Source organism: Pseudomonas sp. BIGb0558 (assembly GCF_024807515.1).
Taxonomy (GTDB): domain Bacteria; phylum Pseudomonadota; class Gammaproteobacteria; order Pseudomonadales; family Pseudomonadaceae; genus Aquipseudomonas; species Aquipseudomonas yamanorum_A.
The window spans coordinates 183,817-205,555 of sequence record NZ_JANUEW010000004.1; the positions used below are offsets into that span (position 1 = coordinate 183,817).

A 21,739-nucleotide genomic window follows, 5' to 3' on the forward strand; every position below is an offset into this window, starting at 1 on the left:
GTCAGGTGCCCCTCTTACCGACCCCATTGCAACGCAATCGGATTGGCCGCACTGGCCAGTTCAAGCAAGCCCGCACGCGTCTGCGGGTGCAACGTTTCCAGTGGGTGACGCACGCAGTCTGACTTGATCACCCCGCCCTCCTTCATCACCGTTTTTGCGGCGCGCAGACCGCATTGACGGTTCTCGTAGTTGATCAGCGGCAAAATCCGCTCATAGGCCTGGATGGCGTCTTGACGACGACCTTCAGCGTGAGCCGCCATCACGGGCCGAATCAGATCGGGAATCATCGCGCTGGCCATGACGCCGCGTGCACCGGCATCCAGATCGGCCATGAGGGTTATAGCCTCTTCACCATTAAACGGACCAACAATGTTGTCACCGCCCAACTCGATAAGATGACGCAGCTTGGCCGCGGTGCCCGGCACCTCGATTTTAAAGTACCGAACCAGCGGCAAGGTGCGTGCCACTTCTGCCAGGAATGCGGTCGAGAGCGTGACGCCACTGAGGGGCGCGTCCTGGATCATGATCGACAGTTGGCACGCCTCGGCGACCCGTGCGAAATGTTCGATGATCAGCCGCGGCTCCAGCTTGATGCCCGCGCCATGGTAGGGAGGCATCATCATGATCAGCGCCGCCCCGTGGTCCGCCGCGTGACGAGCGCGCTGACCGGCGACCTGAGTGCTGAAATGACTGCAGGTAACCATCACCGGGACACGCCCCTGGACATGGGCCAGGCAAAACTCAGTCAACTGTCGACGCTCTTCATCCAAGAGCAGAAACTGTTCCGAGTAGTTGGCCAGAATGCAAATGCCGTCGACGCCCTGGTCGATCATGCAGTCAAGTACACGCCCCTGCCCCTCGAAATCGAGCTCACCATTGTCGGTAAAAGGCGTCGGGGCAACAGGAAATAGCCCCGAGTACGGCCCAGTTGTCTGCATTGCAAGAACCTCTTCCATTTGGGAAATCCGCCACGACGACAAACCGTCATGGCTGAGTGAATCGCTGCCAAATGAAAGTACTGCACTTGCTGCCGGGCGAGTAATGAGAAGTGCGCCGCGGACGATAACCGTTGGCTATCCCCGGCTGGAGAAGCTCGGCGGGACCGGATCGCAGTTGATGCGGCCGCACCGATCCCCGGGAAATAATCGGCCCGGCGACACTGGCCGGGTTGATCACTGGGATGACCTTGCAGGTCGAGGATTTTGCCCTCAACAAACACCGGCTTGTATCCCCAACAAGCGGTCACTAAGCTGGCTGCTCTTTTTTACCGTCGCCCGGAACCTCCATGCCCCGAAGTATCGCCCACCTCGCCCTGCTGCTGGGGTTGATCACCGCCGTCGGCCCCTTTGCCATCGACAGCTACCTGCCGGCCTTGCCGACGCTGGGCGCCAGCCTGCACGCCTCGCCTGCTGCCGTGCAGATGAGCCTCACGGTGTTCTTCATGATCATCGGGGTGTGCCAGTTGTTCTACGGGCCGATCAGCGATGTGTTCGGTCGCAAGCCGCCGATCTATGCCGGCCTGGTGATTTTCATCGTGGGCAGTATTGGCTGCGCCCTGGCGCCAAACATCGAAGTGCTGATTGGCTTCCGGGCCCTGCAGGCCTTTGGCGCCTGCGCCGGGATGGTAATTCCCCGGGCGATTGTCCGTGACCTGTACACCGGCCATGAAGCGGCACGCTTGATGGCGCTGTTGATGCTGGTGGTGAGTATTTCACCGATCCTGGCGCCATTGGCCGGCAGCCTGGTCATTGCGGTGTGGAGCTGGCGCGAAGTGTTCTGGGTACTCGCGGTGGCCGCCGTGCTGTGCCTGATCATGACCGCCGTGCAACTGCCGGAAACCCATCCCGCCGAACGCCGCCTGGGCAAGACCCTGGGCAATGCGTTCGGCAGCTACGGCGCGTTGCTGCGCGACCCGGTGTTTACCGGCTTGTCGGTGGTGGGCGGTTTTGGCCTGGCGACCTTCTTTGTATTTATCGGCAGCGCGCCGTTCGTGTACATCGAGTACTACGGGTTGACGCCGACCCAATTCAGCCTGTGCTTCGCCCTCAACGCCGCCTCGTTTTTTGCCCTCAGCCAACTGACCGCGCGCTTGAGTGCCCGCTTCGGTCTGGCGCCGCTGATTCGCTGGTCGGTGGCGGGCGTCGCAACAGTCATGACCCTGCTGGCACTCACCACCCTGTGGGCCAACAGCCTGCCGTTGATGATGGCGCTGCTGTTTATCGGTTTTGGTTTCCTCGGGCTCCTGTTGCCCGCCGCCGGGGTGTTGTCCCTGGAAGACCACGGCGCGGTGGCCGGTTCTGCATCCGCGCTGCTGGGCGCGATCCAGATGATCACCGCCGCTGCGTGCATGGCGGTGGTGGGTGTGTTTGCCGACCATACACCGGCGCCGATGCTGATCGGCATCGCTCTGAGCGCGGTGGCGGCGATGCTGACTGCGTGGTGGACCCTCAACCGATTGCCGGCGCACCTGGCCGGCACTGGGTCATAACGGCGCGGGGTAGTTGGTTGCCACACCCGGCAATCGGGCCCCTGCTCTACCCCGCAATCCGGGGCTTTCGCGCTATTGCACACGATCAACCGCCACTTTGCGATGTCCTGAAATGCAGTCCACAGTTTGATCCAATACTTTCAGATAGACCGAAGCGCCTGCATCGCAGGCAAGCCAGCTCCTACAGAAGACGAGGCCGTCACCGCAGCAATGGATAGGGACTCATCTGTGCCAAATAAGCCCACGGGTAAATCCCCCGCTGATGCCCGTCGCTGAAGACCAACTGCACGCCATATCCCTGGGAATGGATTTCCAGCACCCGCACGCCGTCCGACACCAGCGGCGGCGTGCCTCTCAACCGAAACGCCCGGCACTGTGAGCATGGGCATTCACGGCGCAGGCGGGCATGGTCGATCCATTGCACGCCCTCGCGCCATTCCAGCCTCAAGCGTCCACCGTCATCCCGGCCAATGCCTTCAGGCGGGCGGTTCATTGCAGCTGTGCCAGGGCAATGCGTACCGCCTTGCGCACTTCCGGGTCGCCATCGTCGGCGGCATCCCGCAGCGGGCCAAGGGCTTGGCGGTCGCCCAACTCCCCCAGCGCCAGGGCGGCTTCCTTGCGCAGGTTACTGATGCTGTGGCCCAGCGCCAGGATCAGCGCTTGCAACGCCGGTGCGTATCGCAAGCGCCCCAGGCTGCGGGTGGCGCGCAGCCGGACTTGCCAATAGTCATCGGCCAGCGCCTTGATCAAGGCGTCGCCGGCACTGGCGCTGCCGACTTTGCCCAGGGTGGTCGCGGCCTCTTCGCGCACTTGCCAGGTGGCGTCCTGCAACGCCTGATACAGCGCCGGCAGTACCCGATCATCACTGGCCAGGCCCAGGGCGCCGGTGGCGGCTCGGCGGACTTCGGTATCCGGGTCGGTGCTGGCCAAGGTCGCCAAGGCGTCCAGGGCCGGCAGGTGCTTGAGCCAGCCGAGCACGCCCACGGCTTCGCGACGTACGCCGGCATCGGCATCGTTCAGCGCCAGCAGGGCTGACGGCGCCGCGGCTTCCAGGCGCAACTCGCGCAGTGCCCGGAATATCGCGGTGCGTACGCTGACATCGGCGTGGCTGGTCCACGGCAGTAATAACCGGCCCGCCTGCGTTGTCTTGAGTACGCTCAAACTCTGGGCGGCAGCGTCACGTACCGACGCCTCGGTGTCGGTGAGTGCCTGGCACAGTGCCTCGACCACCTCGTCTTCTTCCCACGCCTCCAGCAGGCTGGCGGCCTGGGCGCGCACATCGGTGGCCGGGTCGTTGCCCAGGCTGTCCACCAGCCACACCAGGCCGTCGGGGTCTTCGAGGTCGGCCAGCTCAATCAGGGCGATCCGGCGCATGCCGGCATCCGCCGCCTGCAGCCGTGGACGCAGGGCCTCGATGTCGGGGTTTTCGGTTTCATAGGTCATATGGCAAATCGCGGTCTTGGGTGATCGTTGGGCAGCCCGAGCGGGTTCAGCCGTGGCAACTGGCGTCCATCTTCGTGGTGCAGCAGTTCCAGGCAATGACGCTTGAGGTGGGTAAATTCCGCGGAGGTCATCAGCTCCGTGCTGCGTGGCCTCGGGAAGGTCAGCGGGAAGTCTTCGATGATGCGCCCGGGGCGCGGGCTCATCACCAGGATGCGGTCGGCGAGGAACAACGCTTCGTCGATGTCATGGGTGACAAACACGACGGTGGTGCGGATGCGGGTCCAGATGTCCAGCAGCAAGGCCTGCATTTTCATGCGGGTCAGGGCATCCAGTGCACCGAAGGGTTCGTCCATCAACAAGAGGCTGGGACGGTTGATCAGCACCCGGGCAATTTCCACCCGCTGCTGCATGCCGCCGGACAACTGGTTGGGCCAGCGCTCGGCAAAGCCTTCCAGGCCTACCAGTTGAAGAATCTCATCGGCCGCGGCGAGGCGCTCGGCTTTGCCCACGCCGCGCATCTTCAGGCCGAAGGCGACGTTTTCGCGCACCGAGCGCCAGGGAAACAGCGTGTGTTGCTGAAACACCATGCCCCGCTGCTGAGACGGCCCGACCACCGGCTGGCCGTCCATTTCCAGGGTGCCCAGGCTCGGGGTGAGGTGCCCGGCCAGCGCACCGAGCAAGGTCGACTTGCCACACCCGGACGGCCCGAGAACGCACACGAACTGCCCCGGTTCGATCCTGCAATCCAGGGCCTTTACCGCCTCGAACGCCTGCTGCTTTTCGCCCAATACAATGGACAAGCCGCGTATGTCGACACGGCCTTCAAGATGACTCATCAGGCTTTACCTCGTGGTCGATGCCAGGGAGTGAACAGTGCGCCAAGGCGCTTGACCAGCAGGCTGCTGCCCATGCCCAGCACCCCGATCAACAGCATGCCGACGACAATGTCGGCATAGTTCTGGATGGTGTAGGACTCCCAGGTGTAATAGCCGATACCGTACTGGCCGGAGATCATTTCCGCCGTCACCAGGCAAAACCACGAGGTGCCCATGCCGATCGCCAGGCCGGTAATGATGCTCGGCGCAGCGCCCGGCAGAATCACTTCCAGCAGGATCGCCCGGCGCCCTGCCCCCAGGCTGCGCGCCGAGGCGATCAGCCGTGGGTCGACGCCTTCCACGCCATGCACCGTGTTGAGCAATACCGGAAACAGCGCGCCGGTGAAGGTGATGAAGATCATCGACAGCTCAGATGAGGGAAACATCAGGATCGCCAGCGGGATCCAGGCTACTGCCGGGATCGGTCGGATCACCTCCAGGGGCGGCAGCAGCAGGTCTTCCGCCCACTTCCAGCGGCCAATCGCGATACCCAGGCCAATCCCCACCAGCGCTGCCGCCAGGTAGCCCTCGAATACCCGGGTCAAGCTCGCACTCAGGTGCCGGGCGAGCTTGCCCGAGTCCACCAGGCCCAGGGCAGCCTGCACCACGGAACCCGGTGTGGGCACGTTGGCAAAGGTCACCAGGCCCAGGTTCCAGTGCAGGCTGGCCGCCAACTGCCAGAACAGCAGGCATAACAGCAATGAAGCGGCCTTGGGCAACCAGCGCCATGGGGTGCTTGTCATGAATGCGCTCCCTCAGCGACCGGCAACGGCCTGCGCGCCGGCGTCGGTAAAGTTGAACACCTTGCCGCCCTGGGCCTGGGCGAACTGCTGCGCCTGGCCCTTGAGCAGGAATGCACTGAGCTGGCCTTGCTGGTTGGTCGCAAACCAGGCCTGGCTCGCCAGCAACTTGATGCCGCTGTCCTCGGCCTGGGCATACACCGCGCGCACGGCCTTGCCTTGTTTGTTCAGGCTGTCCAACGCGGTGAATGCGGCTTCGGCCGATGCGTAATTGCGCACCTTGGGCTCACCCTTGACCCAGATTTGCGCGACATGCTTCCAGTCGGTGATCGGCGCGCCGCTCAGGGCGTCGTTGGCCTTCAGCGGTGCCTGGGCGTAGTTGCCCAATTGCGCCTCGTAGTCCAGGCCCGACGCCTTGAACGCGGCGCGGATGTACTGGTCGTTGATAAAGGTATTGAGGTCCAGCCCGCGGTCGGCTTTTTTCAGCAGCTTGAGGGTGTCGATGGCGGTGCCCACGGCCTGGCGGTATTCGGGTTTCCAGCTCAGGTCGCGGGTCTGTACCCCCAGTGGGCCATGGAACAGGTAGTTGACCTCGGCTTCAACGCCGGTGACTTTTTCGATCAGTTCGCTGTACTTCTCCGGCTCTGCCGCCAGCAACTGATTGGCTTCGATGCTCGCACGCAGGTAGGCGACGACGACTTCCGGGTACTGTTTGGCATAGCCCTCATCCACCAGCGCGCCGTGGAATGTCGGGGTGTTGGATTGCGAGCCATCGTAGATCTTGCGGGCAAACCCACGGTTGGGGAACAACTCGCCAAACGGCACAAAGTCCGCATGGGCGTCGATCTTGTTGGCCTGCAACGCCGAACCCGCCACTTCGGGCGCCTGGGCAATGATATTGACGTCCTTGAGCGGGTCCCAACCCTGGGCCGCTACGGCGCGCAGCAACATGCCATGGGCCGTCGAGGCGAAGGGCACGGAAATGGTCTTGCCCTTGAGGTCCGCCAGGGACTGGGCGCTGGAAGCGGTCGGCACCACGATGCCGTTGCCGCTGCCCTTGATATTGCCCGACAGCACGCTGATAAACAGGCTGTGCTTGCCCGCCGCCTCGAACGCCACGCCATTGAAGGCTCCCGGGAAGTCAGCCATCGCGCCGAAGTCCAGTTTGCCGGCGACCATTTCATTGGTCAGCGGCGCGCCACTGGTGAAGTTTTTCCACTGGATGTCGTAGGTGGCGTCCTTGTACGTGCCGTCGTGTGGCAGGTACTTGTCCAACAGCCCCAGCTCGCGGATCAGCAAGCCGCCCGCCGCGCAGTTGATGGTGGTGTCCTGGGTGCCGATGGCTACCCGGATCGTTTGGGCCTGAGCCGACAGGCCCAGGGAAGCCAGCACCAGGCCGGCCAGCGTTGCGCGCAATAACATTGGGTGTTTCCCCTCGAATCATGGTTAAAGGAATCGTCTCCGCCACGGTCTGGCGCGGTGGGAAACGAGGGGGTGTGGCAAGGGCGGCGTCCGGTGTTGGCGGATGGCTTTTGCGGCGGGTCTCAGCGCAGCAGGTACGGGATCTCGACCTTGACTGCGCCGGTGGGGCAATCTTTTTCGCAGGGCATGCAGTACCAGCATTCATCGAAGGCCATGTACGCTTTCTGCGTTGCCGGATTGATCGCCAACAGGTCCATCGGGCACACGTCGACGCAGACCGTGCAGCCTTTTTCGGCGATGCACTTGTCTTCGTCCACCGTCACCGGGGCGTTGGAACGGAAGAATATTTCCTGGGGCTGATAGGCCATTTCACGGTGTCCTGTGGTGAGCGAGCTTGGGGGGGCACATTCAGGCGGCGTCAGCCCCTACGCGCAGGCGGTCGTAGGCCTGCATCTCTTCGGCGTCCAGCGGGATCACATAGGGCTCGACGGGTTTCTTGAAGCTGACCATCTGCCCGTCGTCGCCCTTTTTCAGGTGGCAATGGCAGAACCAGTCGGCGTCGTTGCGCTGCGGGTGATCGACCCGGTGGTGGTAAAGGCCCCAGCGGCTTTCGGCGCGGTACAGCGAGGCGCGGGCGGCCATTTCGGCGCAGTCGCGGATCACGCTGGTTTCCATGGCGCGCATCAATTCATGGGGGTTGTGCGCCTTCATCTGGTCCAGGTCGCGTTCGATGTCGGCGAAGCGTTGCAAGCCGATTTCCATCTTGCGGGTGACCTTGGGCGGTTGCAGGTAATCGTTGACGAAACGCCGCAGCTTGTACTCGACCTGGGCCGGCGGCAGGCCGGTTTCGCGGTCCAGTGGCGCATAGACCCGAGCCTGTTCTGCAGCCACTTGCGCGGCATCCACGGCGCTGAACTCGCGCCCGGCCACAAAGCCTGCAGCGTTGGTGCCGGCAAACCAGCCGTAGGTGAACGCACCGAGCATGTAGTTATGCGGCACCGCCGCCATGTCACCCGCCGAGTACAGGCCCTTGACCGACGTCTCGGCGCGCTCGTTGACCCACACGCCCGACGCCGAATGCCCGCTGCAAAAGCCGATCTCGGAGATGTGCATCTCGACCATCTGGCTGCGGTAGTCGGTGCCCCGGTTGGCGTGGAACTGGCCACGGCTGGGGCGCTCGTTGCTGTGCAGGATCTGTTCGATGTTCTGGATGGTTTCCTCGGCCAGGTGATCGAGCTTGAGAAACACCGGGCCGTTGCCGCTTTCCAGCTCCTGGTGGAACTCCCACATCATCTGCCCGCTCCAGTAGTCGCACTCGATGAAGCGTTCGCCCTTGTTGTTGGCGGTGTAGCCGCCCAGGGGCCCGGTGACATAGGCGCAGGCCGGACCGTTGTAATCCTTGATCAGCGGATTGATCTGGAAGCACTCCAGGTTCGCCAGTTCGGCGCCGGCGTGGTAGGCCATGGCGTAGCCGTCGCCGGCGTTGGTCGGGTTTTCATAGGTGCCCATCAGGTAACCCGAGGACGGCAAGCCCAGGCGGCCGGCCGCGCCGCAGCACAGAATCACCGCCTTGGCCTTGATCACCTGAAAATCCGCAGTGCGGCAGTCAAACCCCATCACACCATTCACCGCGCCTTCGCTGTCGGTGAGCAGACGGGTGCACACCAGGCGGTTGGTGATGCTGACCCGGGCCCGCTTGAGCTGGCGATACAGCACCTTCTTGATGTCGTGCCCTTCCGGCATCGGCAATACGTAGGCGCCCATGTGGTGGACTTTCTTCACCGCGTAATCGCCGGTTTCGTCCTTCTCGAACTTCACGCCCCAGCGGTCCAGTTGCTCGATGGTTTCAAAACTGTGGGTCGCGTAGGCATACACCGCCGCCTGGTTGACGATGCCGTCGTTGGCAATCGTGATCTCCTTGGTGTACTGCTCCGGCGTTGAGTGGCCCGGGATAATCGCGTTGTTCAGCCCGTCCATGCCCATGCTGATGGCGCCGCTGCGCTTGACGTTGGCCTTGTCGATCAGCAACACCCGCAGGTCGCGGTTGGCCTCCTTGGCCTTGATCGCCGCCATGGGGCCGGCGGTGCCGCCGCCGATCACCACGATGTCGTATTCCAGTTCCAGGGTTTTGCGGCTCACGGGCGGCTACCTCGCTGACGGTCGATGCGCAGGCGATACTGAAAGGCATCACCGCGGTAATACAGGTGTTCAAAGTCCACGGGCTGGCCGTTGGCGGTATGAGTCAGGCGTTCGATGCGCATGATCGGCGAACCGGCCTCGACGTTCAGCGCCTGGGTCAGCTCGCTGTCAGCGAGCACCGCGTCAATCGCTACGTCGGCGTGGCCCAGTTGCAGGCCGCAGTCGTTCTCCAGGATCAGGAAGATGTCGCGGGTCACCAGGTCGGCGTTTTCCAGGCGTTCGCCCAGGGCCTGGCTGAGATAGGTGATTTCCAGCGACACCGGTTCGCGGTTGATCAGGCGTACGCGCTTGATCTGCGTGACCGTGGTGCCCTCCTCCACACCCAGGCGCTCGGCCACCAGTTTGTCCGCCGGCACAAAGCGGTAACTGCGCAGGCGGTTGATCACTTCATAGCCGCGCTCGGTCATGGACTCGCCCAACCCCTGCAAGGTGCTGACGTTCTGATAGGCCTTGGGCTTGGAGACAAAGGTACCTTTGCCGTGAATCTTGTAGATCAGGCCTTCCTTTTGCAGATCACCCAGCGCCTGGCGCACGGTGATGCGGCTGACCTTGAAGCGCGCGCCCAGTTCGCTTTCGGACGGCATCTGGGTGTTCGGCGCGTATTCACCATCGAGGATGCGGCTGCGCAGCAGATCCCGCAGTTGCGCATGCAACGGAATGCTGGACAGAGGAGATAAGGCGACGGTTGATTCGTTCATCAGGACCACTTGTCATAACGAGTTATGACGTGATCATAAGGAGTCTTATGAAAGGCGTGGAAATACCGATTTGGAATAAGGATATGGAAGCGCCGGGCGCAGGAAAATCACGCCATCGATTTGACTGATGTCTGCTATTGCCTCGCAGTCGTTCATCCCCACGGCAAGCGCTTTGTAGAATGAACCCCACAGTCAACTCACCACCTGCGTGGTGTCGGAGGTTCCCATGCGTTATCTGCTTATCGCCGTGCTGGGCTTGTTCAGCACACTTGCCGTCGCCCAGGGCGAAAACCCGGCCCCAGCCGTGAGTGCCACTGCACCCGCGAGTGAGACATACGACTACTCCCAGGACCTGGATATCGCCAAGGTGGTACGCGTCAGTAGCGAATCCTCCACCGAGTGCGGTCCGGTCAAGGGCCACATGGTCTATATTGATAGCCATGGTGTACGTCACGAACTGGACTACATGCGCATGGGCGATGCCTGCCAGCACGGTTGATGGAAAACCATTCGTCGGGCCTGGCGGGAATCGATTACAACTATTGCCGCTGGCAAAATCACTAATCCATAGAACCCGTTGTGATCTATGGAGATTGAGATGACTGACTACCCACGCCCACCGTTCGCCAGCCAGGCCCAGTCCGTTCCCGGTTCCCAGAAGAAGATGGACCCCTACCCTGACTGCGGCGAGAAGAGCTACACCGGCTCTGGCCGCCTGGCCAACAAGATCGCCCTGATCACCGGTGCCGACAGCGGCATTGGCCGTGCAGTGGCGATTGCGTTTGCCCGTGAAGGGGCCGATGTGGCCATCGCTTATCTGGATGAGCATGAGGACGCCAAGGAGACCGCACGCTGGGTTGAAGAAGCCGGCCGCCAGTGCTTGCTGCTGCCCGGGGATATCGCGCAAAAGGCCACCTGCCAGGCGCTTGTCGACAAGACTGTCGAACAGTTCGGGCGCATCGACGTACTGGTCAACAACGCGGCGTTCCAGATGACCCATGAAACCCTGGAAGAGATTCCCGATGAAGAATGGGTCAAGACCTTCGATATCAACATTACCGCGATGTTTCGCCTCTGCAAGGCAGCGCTGCCGCATATGAAGGCCGGCGGGTCGATCATTAATACCAGCTCAGTGAATTCCGATATGCCCAAGCCGACGTTGCTGGCGTATGCCGCCACCAAGGGTGCGATTGCCAACTTTACCGGCGGCCTGGCGCAACTGCTGGGCAGCAAGGGCATCCGGGTCAACAGCGTGGCGCCGGGGCCGATCTGGACACCGTTGATTGTCTCGACCATGCCCGAGGAAGACGTGAACAGCTTTGGCAGCGAGACGCCGCTGGGCCGCCCCGGGCAGCCGGTGGAAGTGGCGCCGATCTATGTGTTGCTGGCGTCGGATGAAGCGAGCTACATCTCGGGCTCGCGGTATGCGGTGACAGGTGGCAAGCCGATTCTCTAAATCGCAATGCAGGTACCCAGTGGCGAGGGAGCTTGCTCCCGTTGGGGTGCGAAGCGCCCCCAAAACCAGCGGGAGCAAGCTCCCTCGCCACCTGTTGGTATTTCAACCGTCTAACCGGGAGACTTTACCGGATCAGCCTTGCGCGGATACGTGCGTTCCTCCTGAATCCGCCCATCCATGCTGTGAATCCTCAGCGACGCCGTCTTGTCGCTGAGAAACTCCTTAGCCAACTCAACGATCGCCTCCTTGGTCTCCGCGGTTTTCGACGGTCGTGCCGAGCCCTGCCTGGTCAACGCCCAACCGGTGCCGGTCTTGTTGATGTTGTAGGTATCCATGGTCTGCTCCCTTGACTGAATGAACACGGCACGCGGCAAAACCCGCGCCCTGTTATTGCGAGCCCAGCCGCCGGGCAGAGTTCAAGGCAGTTGGCGGCCCAGGTTACAGGCGGCGCTACAGGTCAAACCGATCCACCGCCCGGCGCCGCTCATTGTCGTCGCGCACGTCGTAGTTGGCGGTAGTCTGGATATTGGTGTGGTGCGCCAGTTTCTGGGCGATGGACAGGTCGTACTCTTCAATCACCCGGGTGATAAACGAACGCCGGAAATCATGGGGCATGATCTTCACGCCAACTTGTTCCCCACGCTGGCGGGCGATGTAGTAAATCGCGTGCTTGGTGATGCGTTCCCGGGTGATATGGCTGCCCCGGCGAATACGGTTGAACAGGAAACCGTCGTCCTGTTCACCCGGTTTCAGCTGGCTGCGACGAAATTCCAGCCATGCGTCCAGCTTGGCAAAGGCCCAGGCCGGCGCGTACTTGATCAGTTGTTTGTTGCCCTTGCCGGTGACCTGCAGGCTGCGCTCTTCAAAGTTGACCTGGTTCAGCTCGATGTTCACCGACTCCGACTTGCGCATGCCCGAGCCATACAGGATCCCGATCACCGCCGCGTCCCGCAATCCCTGGGGCCGCGGGTCGGCGGCGCAGACGTCCATCAACTCACGAATCAACGTACGCCGCAGGTTGCGCCCCTGGCTCAGGCGGGTGCCGGCCATGGCCTTGACCGAGCGCATCTTCAGCAGATGATCCTGGCTGATCAGGCTCATGCGCCAGGCTTCATTCATCACCCCGCGCACAGCATTGACGTACAGCGACGAGGTGTTCGGCGCGTAGCCGTCTTCGCGCAGCACGGCCACCAGGGCCATGACCTGCTCGGGCTGCAGCAGGTGCCAGTCGATGTCTTCGAGGTTGATGTCTTCAAAGCCCAGGCGGTCGGCGGCGTCTTGCAGCACGTAGCGCATGGTCAGCTGGCTGGAGGGCGCCAGGCGGGTGAGATAGAGGGTCAGCGGGTTGCGGGTAGACTCAGTCAAGGTAGATCAGCCTTTGGATTAAATAAGCCGACTAACCATCTGATTAATCGACCTATTTAGTGAATTGGCGAGCGCCGAGTCTAGCGCAGGTCAATCCCGAAGGGCTATTCCTGATCGTCTTCAGCCGGGGCCGGCGTCTGCTGCTGGCTCCAGTCGGTGTCCTGCTTCTGCATCAAGGCAAACCAGTGCTGGCGCATGAACTCCAGGTACGGTTTGGGCGCCTTGGCAAAGTCCTGCTCGTCGCCATAACAGCCCGGCAACGGCAGCTCGGTGCCCTGTTCCTTGAACTGGCTGACCAGCGCTTGCTGGGCTGCAACGCTGCAATCCTTGGGCAATGGCATGCCCTGCAGGGCGCCGGCGTCCTCATCCCACCAACTGGCGCCATAACGGTCGATGCCCCGCAGGCGGTACTTCTGGGATTTGCCGATGTGCATGATCAGCTTGAAGTCGTTGGGGCTGACATCACTGGTGCAGGTGCGGCTATAGCCCACGGTGACCTGGCTGACGCCATCGCCCAGCAGGTCGGTGACCTGGGTGGCGTCGGTGTTGAAGTGCGCGCCGGCATCGAATTCACAGTGCTGCACGTCGTCGTAGAGCATCCACAGCCGCTTGGGCCGGTCGCCGTCGAGCAGGTACTGGGCGGCATAGACAAAGGCCGACTGCGCGCCGTCGTCGTCGCGCTCGCTGACCTGTTCCGCCAGCACCAACAGGTTTTTGCCCTGTTTATCGCTCCAGGTGTAGGCCCCGACCTGTTTACCCCGCACTTCCACGCCATCGGGCACCTGGTCGACGGCCGTCAGTGCCACACCGTCATCGGCCCGCACCACCGTGGCCCACGCCACGGACATCAACAACACCATCAACATTGGCCGTAAACGCTGCACGCTATTCATCCGACTGCCCTGGCAAGAGATGGCTTACTTTACCGGCACTTGCGCGGCATTGCAGAGAAGATTCTTCAGGAACGAACTAACACGCAGAAAAAGTCTAATCCTTGTCTACGCGTGGCCAGGACGGCATTGTCCGTGTTCCTGCTGTTTAGCTGAACACTAGCTGTCTACCTGCCAAAAAAACGACTTTTTCATCTGCGTTTCATATTCGTTGAACATTTTTGCGCTTAATCTTGGCGGCACGACTTGAGAGCGAACCGTACTTTGCAGGTTAACTCGTTGATTCCGCTTTACCTTTGAGCGTTTTGGTCTTTACTCACGTAAGCCATGGAAGACCCACTGTGACCTGTCAGGACTGTCGAATGAATGCCACAAACCAACGCTATCTTTGATCGGATGCCCGTCATCCGAGGCTGATGATAACTGCTGTGTTTACGCTCCAAGTTGCTCTAACCCCCGAGGTAATGAATCTTTGAAACCCTATCCAATTCATTGCGTGTCGATCGTTATCCCGGTCTACAACGAACAAGAAAGCCTGCCTGAATTGCTGCGTCGCACCATGGCCGCCTGCAAACAACTGGCTTACGAATACGAAATCATCCTGGTGGATGACGGCAGCCGCGACAACTCCGCGCAATTGCTCGAAGACGCCGCAGCCCTTGAAGGCAGCAACGTGGTCGCGGTGATCCTCAACCGCAACTACGGCCAGCACGCCGCGATCATGGCCGGCTTCGAACATTGCCGGGGCGACGTAGTGATCACCCTGGACGCCGACCTGCAAAACCCGCCGGAAGAAATCCCGCGCCTGGTCGAACAGGCCGCCCTGGGCTACGACGTGGTTGCCACCGTGCGCAACAACCGCCAGGACTCGGCCTTCCGCCGCTGGCCGTCGCGCCTGATCAACCTTGCCGTGCAACGCTCCACCGGCGTGGCCATGAGCGACTACGGCTGCATGCTGCGCGCTTACCGGCGCACCATCGTCGACGCAATGCTGGCCTGCCGCGAGCGCAGCACCTTCATCCCGATCCTGGCCAACAGCTTTGCACGCCACACCACGGAAATCCTGGTGCACCACGCCGAGCGTGAACACGGCGAGTCCAAATACAGCCCGATGCGCCTGATCAGCCTGATGTTCGACCTGCTGACCTGCATGACCACCACGCCACTGCGCCTGTTGAGCATCGTCGGTTTCAGCCTGGCGGCCCTGGGCATGCTCTTCGCCTTTGCGCTGATTGTGCTGCGCATTGCCTTCGGCTCCGGCTGGGCCGGCGACGGCATGTTCGTGCTGTTCGCCATATTGTTCGTGTTCACCGGTGGCCAGTTCATCGGCATGGGCCTTTTGGGTGAATACCTGGGCCGCATGTACAGCGATGTGCGGGCCCGCCCACGGTTCTTTATCGAAAAAGTGTTGCGCAACCAGCCGGCAGCACCGGCCGAGACCTTTACGGTCGATGGCCTGACCTCCTCCCACACCTCTACTTCTCCTTCCGATCAGGTTTCGTCATGAATTCAAAAGCTGTTGTCTTCGCTTACCACGATATTGGCTGTGCAGGCATCGAAGCCCTGCTCAATGCGGGTTACGAAATTGCTGCCGTGTTCACCCATGCCGATGATCCCAAGGAAAACAATTTCTACGGTTCCGTCGCCCAACTGTGCGCCCGCAACGGCATCCCGGTGCACGCCCCGGAAGACGCCAACCACCCGCTGTGGATCGAGCGCATCGCCAAGCTGAACCCGGACTACATCTTCTCGTTCTACTACCGCAACCTGCTGAGCGAAGCCCTGCTGGCCACCGCCAAAAAAGGCGCGTTCAACCTGCACGGTTCCCTGCTGCCTAAATACCGTGGCCGCGCACCGGCCAACTGGGTGCTGGTCAACGGCGAAACCGAAACCGGCGTAACCCTGCACCGCATGGTCAAGCGTGCCGATGCCGGCGCGATCCTGGCCCAGCAGAAAGTCGTGATCGACCGCACCGACACCGGCCTGACCCTGCACGCCAAACTGCGTGACGCCGCCACCAGCCTGCTGCGCGACGCCCTGCCACAACTGGCTCAGGGCAAGCTGGCTGAAACCGCACAAGACGAAAGCCAAGCCACCTACTTCGGTCGTCGTACCGCAGCAGACGGCAAGCTCGACTGGAAAAAACCGGCTGAAGAACTGTTCAACCTGGTGCGTGCCGTTACCCAGCCATACCCGGGCGCCTTCTGCGCCGTGGGCGAGCACAAGCTGATCGTCTGGAGCGCTGAAGTCGTTAAAGGCAACGAAGGCCTGGCGCCAGGCCGCGTGATCAGCGTCAACCCGCTGCGCATCGCCTGCGGTGAAGACTCCCTGGTGGTCAAGTTTGGCCAGCGCAACGAAAACGGCCTGTACCTGGCGGGCCCTTCCCTGGCCGATGAACTGGGCCTGGTGGACGGTTCCGTATTGCGCGGCGCCGAGTCCGGCCGCAAGCCACGCCGTACCCGCGTGCTGATCCTGGGTGTGAACGGCTTCATCGGTAACCACCTGTCCGAGCGCCTGCTGCGTGACGACCGCTACGAGATCTACGGCCTGGACATCGGTTCCGACGCCATCGAGCGCCTGCGCAGCCACCCGAACTTCCATTACGTGGAAGGCGACATCAGCATTCACTCCGAGTGGATCGAGTACCACATCAAGAAGTGCGACGTGGTTCTGCCGCTGGTGGCCATCGCCACCCCGATCGAATACACCCGCAACCCGCTGCGCGTATTTGAACTGGACTTCGAAGAGAACCTGAAACTGGTTCGCTACTGCGTGAAGTACAACAAGCGCGTGATCTTCCCGTCGACCTCCGAAGTGTATGGCATGTGCCAGGACCAGTACTTCGACGAAGACACCTCCAACCTGGTGGTGGGCCCGGTCAACAAGCAGCGCTGGATCTACTCGGTCTCCAAGCAACTGCTGGACCGCGTGATCTGGGCCTACGGCGACAAAGGCCTGAAGTTCACCCTGTTCCGTCCATTCAACTGGATGGGCCCGCGCCTGGACCGTCTGGACTCGGCCCGTATCGGCAGCTCCCGCGCCATCACCCAGCTGATTCTCAACCTGGTAGAAGGCACGCCAATCCGTCTGTTCGACGGCGGCGAGCAGAAGCGTTGCTTCACTGACATCGCCGACGGCATCGAGGCCCTGGCGCGCATCATTGATAACGACAATGATAACTGCAACGGCCAGATCATCAACATCGGCAACCCGGAAAACGAAGCCAGCATCCGTCAGTTGGGCGAAGAGCTGCTGCGTCAGTTCGAAGCTCACCCGCTGCGCGCCAACTTCCCTCCGTTCGCCGGTTTCCGCGACGTAGAGAGCAAGGCGTTCTACGGCACCGGTTACCAGGACGTGGCGCACCGCAAGCCAAGCATCGACAACGCCAAGCGCCTGCTGAACTGGGAGCCTACCGTGGAGATGAGCGAAACCATCGGCAACACCCTGGATTTCTTCCTGCGTGAGGCCATGCTCGAAATCGCGGACAAGCGTTAATGCAGGCCGGTCTACGCATCGACGTCGACACCTACCGAGGCACCCGTGAAGGGGTGCCAAGGTTGTTGGAGTCGCTGGATGAAGCCGGGGTCAAGGCGACCTTTTTCTTCAGCGTCGGGCCGGACAACATGGGGCGCCACTTGTGGCGCCTGATCCGCCCGCAATTCCTGTGGAAGATGCTGCGTTCCAACGCTGCCGGCCTGTACGGCTGGGATATTTTGCTGGCCGGCACCGCCTGGCCGGGCAAACCCATTGGTCGCGACCTGGGGCACCTGATGCGCCAGGCCAAGGCTGCCGGGCATGAAGTCGGCCTGCACGCCTGGGATCACCATGGCTGGCAGGCCAACACCGGAAGCTGGAGCGACAAACAGCTGGTCGAACAGATCCGCCGTGGCGTCGACACCTTGAGCGACATCCTCGGTGAGCGCATCGACTGTTCAGCCGCCGCCGGCTGGCGTGCCGATGAGCGTGTGGTGCAAGCCAAGCAACAGTTCAACTTCCGTTACAACAGCGATTGCCGTGGTACCAGCCTGTTCCGGCCCACACTGGCGGATGGCAGTGCCGGCACGCCTCAAATTCCGGTGGACATGCCGACCTTCGACGAAGTCGTGGGCCCGGTGGTGGCCGCCAAGGATTTCAATGCGTTCATCCTCGACCGCTTCAAGCCGTCGAAGCTCAACGTCTATACGATCCACGCAGAAGTAGAAGGGATTCTGATGGCCAATGATTTTCGCCAGTTGCTCGCCCAGGCAGGGCAGCGCGGCATCGACTTCAAACCGTTGGGCGACTTGTTGCCCGCCGACGTGACCACCCTGCCCCAGCAACAACTGGTGCGCGGTGTGCTGAGCGGCCGTGAAGGCTGGCTCGGAGTGCAAAAGGCATGATCCGGCGCTGGGCCCTGCCCCTGCTCCTGCTGGCTTTCGGGGTGTTCTACCTGATCCCGTTGGCCACCCACGGCTTGTGGATTCCCGACGAAACCCGCTATGCGCAGATCAGTCAGGAAATGCTGCTGACCGGCAAATGGGCCTCGCCGCACTTCATGGGGATTCGCTACTTCGAAAAACCCGCTGCCGGGTACTGGATGATCGCGCTGGGCCAGGCGATATTCGGCCAGAACCTGTTCGGCGTGCGTTTCGCCTCGGCCCTGAGCACCGGCTTGAGCATCCTGCTGGTGTACGGCGTGGCCCGGCGCTTGTGGAACGACCCGCGCAAGAGCCTGGTCAGCACCGTGCTGTACATGAGTTTCGTCAGCGTCGCGTTCCTGGCGGGCTACGCCAACCTCGACCCGCAGTTCACCTTCTGGGTCAACCTGACCGGGGCCGCACTGTGGTTCTGCGCCGACAGCACCACCACCCGCGGCCGCCTGTGGTCGTGGGCCTTGCTCGGGTTCGCCTGCGGCATGGGCTTCATGACCAAGGGTTTCCTGGCGTGGTTGCTGCCGGTGCTGATCGCCCTGCCCTACATGATCTGGCAAAAACGCTTTCGTGAACTGCTCACCTATGGCCTGGTGGCCGTGGTGGTGGCGATTGTCGTCAGCCTGCCGTGGGCGCTGATGGTGCATGCCCAGGAGCCGGATTACTGGAACTTCTTCTTCTGGCACGAGCACATCCAGCGTTTTGCCGGTGAAGACGCCCAGCACTCCGAACCTTTCTGGTACTACCTGCCGCTGATGGTGGCGTTCGTTCTGCCGTGGATGGCCCTGCTGCCGTCCACCGTCAAACAGGCGTGGCTGGAAAAGCGCAGTGCCAAGATCGCCTTCCTGCTGTTCTGGCTGCTGATGCCTTTGGCGTTCTTCAGCCTGGCCAAGGGCAAGCTGCCGTCATACATCATGCCGTGCCTGCTGCCACTGGCGTTGCTGATGGGCCATACCCTGGCCGACAAGCTGGCTCAGGCCCGTGGCCGCGTGCTGCGCATCAACGGCTGGCTGAACCTGATCATCGGCGTGCTGGGGCTGCTGGCCCTGACCTGGTTCCAATTGAAGAAGCCGGTGTATGAGCACGGCCAGGAAACCTTGAGCCTGGTGCTGGTGTTCATCTTCCTGTTCGGCTGGATCATCGCCAACCTGCTGCAAGCCGCCCGCCCGTTGCATATGTGGGCCGCGCCGGTGATCGGCAGCTGGTTGCTGGTGGCCCTGGTGCCGGCCGCGCTGCCGCACTCGGTGGTTTATAACAAGACCCCCGACCAGTTCATCATCGACCACCTCCAGGAGCTGCAGCCAACCACCGCGTTGCTGAGCAACGACCTGGGTGCGGCCTCGGCGTTGTCCTGGCGCCTGCAGCGTCCCGAAGTGATGCTCTACAACACCGTTGGCGAAGTGAAATACGGCATCGCCTTCCCGGACACCGCTTACCGCAAGATCGATGCCGCCCATGTCGAGCAATGGATGACTGATGCGCGCAAACAAGGCTCGGTGGGCGTGGTGATGCGGGTCAAGGGTGATGACGAGCGTCAGGAAGTGGAGCTGCTGCCCAAAGATGGCAAGCGTTACGAGCAGGGCAATATCGTGATTCTGATCTTCCCGCAGAGTGCGCCATGACCACGTTGCTGCTTTTGTTGGCCGCCTGCCTGCTGACCTGCATGGGCCAGGTGTCGCAGAAATTCGCCGTTGAAGGCTGGCGCGACCAACCCGACGGTTGGGCCTTGAAGCTGCGCTCGCCGTGGTTGTGGTCGGCGCTGGCGTGCCTGGGCCTCGGCCTGTTGGTGTGGCTGCTGGTGCTGCAACGCCTGGAAGTCGGCATCGCTTACCCGATGCTCAGCCTTAACTTTGTGCTGGTGACCCTGGTGGCGCGTTTTGTGTTCCACGAACACATCGATGGCCGCCACTGGTTCGGCGTGCTGCTGGTGATTGCCGGTGTGGTGTTGCTGGGGCGCCAGGTATGAGTCGCGCGCGCGGTTTTGCCCTGGCCCTGGGCAGCGTTGCACTGGTGAGCGGTGCGCAGTTGGGCATGCGCTGGAGCATGACGCGCCTGCCGCTGCCCACCGAATGGCTGACAGCCTTCAACGCCGGCGCCATCGACTTCGGCGCACTGGGCGTGGTGACCCTGGCGATCATCGCCTATGCGCTGTCGATGCTCTGCTGGCTCGGCGCGCTGAAAGATTTGCCACTGGGCCGCGCGTATTCGCTGCTCAGCATCAGCTACGCGCTGGTGTACCTGCTGGCGGCCAGCCTGCCGGTGTTCAACGAACATTTTTCGGTTTCAAAAACTGCGGGAGTGGCCTTGGTCATTCTCGGAGTCCTGACTATCAACTCTCGTCGTGCTAGCACCACAAGTCCCAGGAATGCCCCATGAAAATCAGTGTATTTGGTAGCGGTTACGTCGGTCTGGTGCAGGCCACCGTGTTGGCCGAAGTCGGCCACGATGTCATCTGCATGGACGTAGACGAGAACAAGGTCAAGTTGCTGCAACAAGGCCACGTGAGCATTTTTGAGCCGGGCCTGGCGGCCATGGTCAAGGAAAACCTCGAAGGCGGTCGCCTGACGTTTACCTATGACGAGAAACTCGCCGTTGAACACGGCGAAGTGCTGTTCATTGCCGTGGGCACGCCTTCGGATGAAGACGGTTCGGCCGACCTCAAGTACGTGCTGTCGGTAGGTGACGCGGTGGCCCGTCACCGGATCGAACCGGTGATCCTGGTGGAAAAATCCACCGTGCCCGTCGGCACCGGCGACACCTTGCGCGCGCATATGGAAAAGGCCCTGCACCTTGCCGGCCGCCACCTGGAGTTCGATATCGTCTCCAACCCGGAATTCCTCAAGGAAGGCTCGGCCGTGGCCGACTGCCGCCGCCCGGACCGCATCGTCATCGGCTGCGAGCGTGAAGAAGTGCGCGAGGTGATGCGCGAACTGTACGCACCGTTCAACCGCAACCACGACCGCATCATCTTCATGGACCTGCGCAGCGCCGAACTGACCAAGTACGCCGCCAACTGCATGCTGGCCACCAAGATCAGCTTTATCAACCAGATCGCCGAGCTGGCCGAACACCTGGGCGCCGATATCGAAGCGGTGCGCCTGGGCATTGGTGCCGACTCGCGCATTGGTTACCACTTTATCTACCCGGGCTGCGGTTATGGCGGCTCGTGCTTCCCCAAGGACATGCGTGCCCTGATCCACAGCGCCAAGGCCGCCAACTGCTCCAGCGACCTGCTGGAAGCCGTGGAAGCCATCAACCAGCGCCAGAAGAGCAAGCTGTTCGAACGCGCCAACGCGTTCTTCAAGGGCGACCTCAAGGGCAAGACCTTCGCCTTGTGGGGCCTGGCCTTCAAGCCCAACACCGACGACATGCGCGATGCGCCAAGCCGAGTGCTGATGGAAGCCCTGTGGGCCGCCGGCGCCAATGTGCGCGCGTTTGACCCCGAAGCCATGCAGGAAACCCAGCGCATCTACGGCGATGACCCGCGCCTGATGCTGATGGGCACCCCGGAATCGACCCTCAGCGGCTCCGACGCCTTGATCATTTGCACCGAATGGCAGCAGTTCAAGGCCCCGGATTTCGACTTGATCCAGCAACGCCTGAAAACCCCGGTGATCTTCGACGGCCGCAACCTTTACGACGGCGAGCGCCTGGCGCGCAAAGGCATCCAGTACTTCCCGATGGGCCGCGGCGATTCCTGCAATTTGCCGATCCCCCAGCAAAACTGGGCGCCTCAGGCCGAGGAAGCCTAAGA

Annotated in this window: 22 protein-coding genes; 10 read left to right on the forward strand and 12 right to left on the reverse strand. The window is 62.0% G+C overall.

Annotated elements, in window-relative coordinates; all coding sequences use genetic code 11:
• Window positions 1-14: 14 nt before the first annotated feature.
• Window positions 15-956, reverse strand: a complete 942-nt coding sequence (locus M2400_RS08595; protein ID WP_218171961.1) for a dihydrodipicolinate synthase family protein — start codon at window positions 954-956, stop codon at window positions 15-17.
• Between the two features lie 329 nt (window positions 957-1,285).
• On the opposite strand from M2400_RS08595, the gene M2400_RS08600 reads away from it, so the two are divergent.
• The gene (locus M2400_RS08600; RefSeq protein ID WP_259195690.1) at window positions 1,286-2,488 is read left to right on the forward strand and encodes a multidrug effflux MFS transporter; all 1,203 of its coding nucleotides are present in this window, start codon (window positions 1,286-1,288) and stop codon (window positions 2,486-2,488) included.
• A 199-nt stretch (window positions 2,489-2,687) separates the two neighbouring features.
• Here the strand turns inward: M2400_RS08600 and M2400_RS08605 are convergent, their stop codons facing one another.
• The 8 genes from M2400_RS08605 to M2400_RS08640 form a co-directional block, all read right to left on the reverse strand.
• Window positions 2,688-2,981 carry a DUF971 domain-containing protein gene (locus M2400_RS08605; RefSeq protein ID WP_259195689.1) on the reverse strand — a complete coding sequence of 98 codons (294 nt, stop codon included), beginning with the start codon at window positions 2,979-2,981 and terminating at the stop codon, window positions 2,688-2,690.
• Window positions 2,978-3,931 (reverse strand): HEAT repeat domain-containing protein, encoded by a 954-nt coding sequence (locus tag M2400_RS08610; RefSeq protein WP_259195688.1) that lies wholly within the window; start codon window positions 3,929-3,931, stop codon window positions 2,978-2,980. The genes M2400_RS08605 and M2400_RS08610 overlap by 4 nt, the downstream gene beginning before the upstream one ends.
• Window positions 3,928-4,767 carry an ABC transporter ATP-binding protein gene (locus M2400_RS08615; RefSeq protein ID WP_259195687.1) on the reverse strand — a complete coding sequence of 280 codons (840 nt, stop codon included), beginning with the start codon at window positions 4,765-4,767 and terminating at the stop codon, window positions 3,928-3,930. Before M2400_RS08615 ends, M2400_RS08610 begins: the two co-directional genes overlap by 4 nt.
• Window positions 4,767-5,549 (reverse strand): ABC transporter permease, encoded by a 783-nt coding sequence (locus M2400_RS08620; RefSeq protein ID WP_177044284.1) that lies wholly within the window; start codon window positions 5,547-5,549, stop codon window positions 4,767-4,769. The genes M2400_RS08615 and M2400_RS08620 overlap by 1 nt, the downstream gene beginning before the upstream one ends.
• A 12-nt stretch (window positions 5,550-5,561) precedes the next feature.
• Entirely contained in the window at window positions 5,562-6,968 is a 1,407-nt protein-coding gene (locus tag M2400_RS08625) for an ABC transporter substrate-binding protein (protein WP_259195686.1), read from the reverse strand.
• Window positions 6,969-7,090: 122 nt separating this feature from the next.
• A complete protein-coding gene (locus M2400_RS08630) occupies window positions 7,091-7,336 on the reverse strand; it encodes a ferredoxin family protein (RefSeq protein ID WP_003217650.1) in 246 nt (81 codons plus the stop codon).
• A gap of 40 nt (window positions 7,337-7,376) precedes the next feature.
• Window positions 7,377-9,107 (reverse strand): fumarate reductase/succinate dehydrogenase flavoprotein subunit, encoded by a 1,731-nt coding sequence (locus tag M2400_RS08635; protein WP_177044282.1) that lies wholly within the window; start codon window positions 9,105-9,107, stop codon window positions 7,377-7,379.
• The gene (locus tag M2400_RS08640; protein ID WP_259195685.1) at window positions 9,104-9,865 is read right to left on the reverse strand and encodes a GntR family transcriptional regulator; all 762 of its coding nucleotides are present in this window, start codon (window positions 9,863-9,865) and stop codon (window positions 9,104-9,106) included. Before M2400_RS08640 ends, M2400_RS08635 begins: the two co-directional genes overlap by 4 nt.
• Before the next feature lie 226 nt (window positions 9,866-10,091).
• Between M2400_RS08640 and M2400_RS08645 the strand changes: the two genes are divergently transcribed.
• Together M2400_RS08645 and M2400_RS08650 are read left to right on the forward strand one after the other, a co-directional pair.
• The gene (locus M2400_RS08645; RefSeq protein ID WP_177044280.1) at window positions 10,092-10,364 is read left to right on the forward strand and encodes a DUF2790 domain-containing protein; all 273 of its coding nucleotides are present in this window, start codon (window positions 10,092-10,094) and stop codon (window positions 10,362-10,364) included.
• Between the two features lie 99 nt (window positions 10,365-10,463).
• Entirely contained in the window at window positions 10,464-11,321 is an 858-nt protein-coding gene (locus M2400_RS08650) for an SDR family oxidoreductase (RefSeq protein WP_177044279.1), read from the forward strand.
• 110 nt (window positions 11,322-11,431) lie between these two features.
• Here M2400_RS08650 and M2400_RS08655 read toward each other — a convergent pair whose 3' ends face one another.
• The 3 genes from M2400_RS08655 to M2400_RS08665 all read right to left on the reverse strand — a co-directional run bounded on the left by M2400_RS08655 (window position 11,432) and on the right by M2400_RS08665 (window position 13,579).
• On the reverse strand, window positions 11,432-11,656 hold the full coding sequence (locus M2400_RS08655) for a DUF2188 domain-containing protein (protein ID WP_177044278.1): 225 nt from the start codon (window positions 11,654-11,656) through the stop codon (window positions 11,432-11,434).
• Window positions 11,657-11,771: 115 nt separating this feature from the next.
• Entirely contained in the window at window positions 11,772-12,686 is a 915-nt protein-coding gene (gene xerC / locus M2400_RS08660) for a tyrosine recombinase XerC (protein WP_177044277.1), read from the reverse strand.
• Window positions 12,687-12,790: 104 nt separating this feature from the next.
• Window positions 12,791-13,579: a M949_RS01915 family surface polysaccharide biosynthesis protein gene (locus tag M2400_RS08665; RefSeq protein WP_177113996.1), complete on the reverse strand. Its 789-nt coding sequence runs from the start codon at window positions 13,577-13,579 to the stop codon at window positions 12,791-12,793.
• A gap of 469 nt (window positions 13,580-14,048) precedes the next feature.
• On the opposite strand from M2400_RS08665, the gene arnC reads away from it, so the two are divergent.
• From arnC to M2400_RS08700, 7 genes are read left to right on the forward strand one after another with little or no spacing between them, the layout of a single operon-like run.
• Entirely contained in the window at window positions 14,049-15,083 is a 1,035-nt protein-coding gene (gene arnC / locus M2400_RS08670) for an undecaprenyl-phosphate 4-deoxy-4-formamido-L-arabinose transferase (RefSeq protein WP_177044275.1), read from the forward strand.
• Window positions 15,080-17,071 carry a bifunctional UDP-4-amino-4-deoxy-L-arabinose formyltransferase/UDP-glucuronic acid oxidase ArnA gene (arnA, locus tag M2400_RS08675; protein ID WP_177044274.1) on the forward strand — a complete coding sequence of 664 codons (1,992 nt, stop codon included), beginning with the start codon at window positions 15,080-15,082 and terminating at the stop codon, window positions 17,069-17,071. The genes arnC and arnA overlap by 4 nt, the downstream gene beginning before the upstream one ends.
• Window positions 17,071-17,955 (forward strand): 4-deoxy-4-formamido-L-arabinose-phosphoundecaprenol deformylase, encoded by an 885-nt coding sequence (arnD, locus tag M2400_RS08680; protein WP_177044273.1) that lies wholly within the window; start codon window positions 17,071-17,073, stop codon window positions 17,953-17,955. Before arnA ends, arnD begins: the two co-directional genes overlap by 1 nt.
• The gene (gene arnT / locus M2400_RS08685) at window positions 17,952-19,607 is read left to right on the forward strand and encodes a lipid IV(A) 4-amino-4-deoxy-L-arabinosyltransferase (protein WP_259195684.1); all 1,656 of its coding nucleotides are present in this window, start codon (window positions 17,952-17,954) and stop codon (window positions 19,605-19,607) included. Before arnD ends, arnT begins: the two co-directional genes overlap by 4 nt.
• On the forward strand, window positions 19,604-19,951 hold the full coding sequence (gene arnE, locus M2400_RS08690; protein ID WP_177044271.1) for a 4-amino-4-deoxy-L-arabinose-phosphoundecaprenol flippase subunit ArnE: 348 nt from the start codon (window positions 19,604-19,606) through the stop codon (window positions 19,949-19,951). Before arnT ends, arnE begins: the two co-directional genes overlap by 4 nt.
• Window positions 19,948-20,361, forward strand: a complete 414-nt coding sequence (arnF, locus tag M2400_RS08695) for a 4-amino-4-deoxy-L-arabinose-phosphoundecaprenol flippase subunit ArnF (protein WP_177044270.1) — start codon at window positions 19,948-19,950, stop codon at window positions 20,359-20,361. Before arnE ends, arnF begins: the two co-directional genes overlap by 4 nt.
• Window positions 20,358-21,737 (forward strand): UDP-glucose/GDP-mannose dehydrogenase family protein, encoded by a 1,380-nt coding sequence (locus M2400_RS08700; protein WP_259195683.1) that lies wholly within the window; start codon window positions 20,358-20,360, stop codon window positions 21,735-21,737. Before arnF ends, M2400_RS08700 begins: the two co-directional genes overlap by 4 nt.
• The last annotated feature ends 2 nt before the right edge of the window (window positions 21,738-21,739 follow it).